We start from the raw sequence: 1,866 nt of genomic DNA, 5'->3' as shown, positions 1-1,866 counted from the left end.
CCGTTGAGTGCGGCATCAACCGGCTCAAACGCCATCGCGGCATCGCCACCCGGTACGACAAGCTCGCCGTCCGCTACGCAGCCACCGTCCACATCGCTGCCATCAACGACTGGCTCACGATCCTTTGGAACACGGCCTAGGCACGCCAGGCCGGGCGAGCAACTCGGCCGCACCGCCGCCTGGTTGGGGGACCAGAGTAAGTACGAGAGAAAGGGGCAGTGTCCCTCCCTCGTGGAGAAGTTGCTAATCAGTGGGTACGGCGACGCGGTGCCAGGACCTCGGTGACCTTGGCGATGGCTTCGGCGCCGGGTTTCACGTAGCGCATGGCGGTGCGGGGGTTCTTGTGCCGGGTCTTGCCCATGATGAGCTGCAGTGGGATTTCGGCCTCACCAAGGTGGGTGGCGGCAGTGTGGCGTAGCTGGTGCAGATCGAGCCTGGCGTACGTCTCCAGCAGGACGTGGGCTCGGTCGTAGCCGAGGCGGGCGCGGCCGGTGTGCGGGCAGATGTCGGCGGCCGCCGGGAGGCGAGCGGGGACCGGGCGGCGTTCGGACAGGAACAGCGGGCCGTGGGTGCGCGTGCTGGCGTCGGGGAGGAGAAGGAGCCGGGGGCAGGAGGTGGGCGGTGCCGCTGTCCCAGTACGCCCACTCGGTCGCGCCGCCCTTGGAGCGGACAGGCGCCCGCCGGTGCTCCAGGTCGAGGTCCTCGAGGTTCAGCGCGAGGATCTCCGCGGCCCGGCCGGCGGTCTCGTACAGCATCCGCCACAGCGTCTTCTCGCGCAGCGGGATGTCGCGGCGCGACAGCAGCCGGTGGATGGTGGTCTTGGCGACCGCGCGGGTCTCATCGGCGCTCTCTTTGCGACGCTCGGCCTCAGCCGGGACCGACGGGGCGGCCCAGTGCTTCCTGGTCTGGCACCAGGTCAGCCAGGAGGCGATGGCGGCGCGGTTGCGTTTCCAGGTCGCCGGGGCGCTCGCTCCCCACAGCTCGGCGAGCGCCTGGCCGATCTCGGTGTCGGCAATCTCGGCGAGCGGCCGGTCGCGGCCGAGCAGTTCGATGGTGCGGTCGATGGCGGAGGCGTAGGCGCGGTGGGTGTTGAGGTTGGCCGTGCGCGGAATCGGGAGGAAGGCGTCGGCGGCCGCGGCGAGGCTGACGCCTCCACCGCGAAGGGCGGTGACCTTCGGTGCGGGGGTCATGCCGGCCGCCGGGCAGCAGTCACCGTGCCCGTCCGAATGATGTACCGGATAACGTGCGGGAATCGCGCACCGTCCCGGCTAGCGATTGTCCTGGTCGCTGGGCCGCCATGATCGCTCATGTACGTGATAATGGCTCATTATCACGTACATGCTGCTCCCGCTTCCCGACTGGCCGAGGCTCCGGGTACCGCCGCCGGGTGCCGCGATGCGCCGGCGTTAGTGGCGGGTGCCACCTCTCCCCTATCTAGCCTTCAGATTGACATCGCTAGCTATTTCAGTCATGTTTGAAATAACTAGCCAACAGTACGGAGAGCAATGGAACACGTGACCTTCAATAGCGTCGGCACCCGCTGCGCGGATGATCTCTACCTGCCTGAGACGAGCGACCCGGTCCCCGGGCTGGTGCTCGGGCACAGCGGGGTGATGGTCAAAGAGGCGCTGGCGTTCTTCGCGCCGCACTTCGTCAAGGCCGGCTTCGCGGTGCTGGCCATCGACTACCGCACGGTCGGCTCCAGCGAAGGCGAACCGCGCGGCCAGGACTACCCGGAGCGGCAGGTGCAGGACTTCCGCAGCGCCGTGTCCTACCTGCAGACCCGCCCCGAAGTGCAGCCGGAGCGGATCGGGGTGTGGGGGGTGAGCATCGGCGGCTCGGTGGCAGCCCAAGCCGCCGTGCTCG

3 protein-coding genes are annotated in these 1,866 nt (G+C 68.8%); 1 reads left to right on the top strand and 2 read right to left on the bottom strand.

The annotated features are described in order from the left end of the window. Positions 1-247 precede the first annotated feature (247 nt). Complete coding sequence (locus KME80_RS51565) at positions 248-427, bottom strand: tyrosine-type recombinase/integrase (protein WP_246647173.1); 180 nt, start codon at positions 425-427, stop codon at positions 248-250. After that, a complete protein-coding gene (locus KME80_RS49710; RefSeq protein WP_246647171.1) occupies positions 387-1,190 on the bottom strand; it encodes a site-specific integrase in 804 nt (267 codons plus the stop codon). The genes KME80_RS51565 and KME80_RS49710 overlap by 41 nt, the downstream gene beginning before the upstream one ends. 324 nt (positions 1,191-1,514) lie before the next feature. Between KME80_RS49710 and KME80_RS49705 the strand changes: the two genes are divergently transcribed. Beyond that, the coding region (locus tag KME80_RS49705) for an alpha/beta hydrolase (protein ID WP_219520067.1) at positions 1,515-1,866 on the top strand (352 nt) is incomplete at its 3' end.

The organism is Nonomuraea ceibae (assembly GCF_019396325.1).
Lineage (GTDB): Bacteria > Actinomycetota > Actinomycetes > Streptosporangiales > Streptosporangiaceae > Nonomuraea > Nonomuraea ceibae.
Note: the sequence above shows the minus strand (reverse complement) of the source record. Positions and strands in the feature narration are given on the sequence as shown.

Bases quoted from the DNA above. Each gene is read 5' to 3' on its own strand.
- KME80_RS49710 (WP_246647171.1), bottom strand. From the start codon at position 1,190: ATGACCCCCGCACCGAAGGTCACCGCCCTTCGCGGTGGAGGCGTCAGC.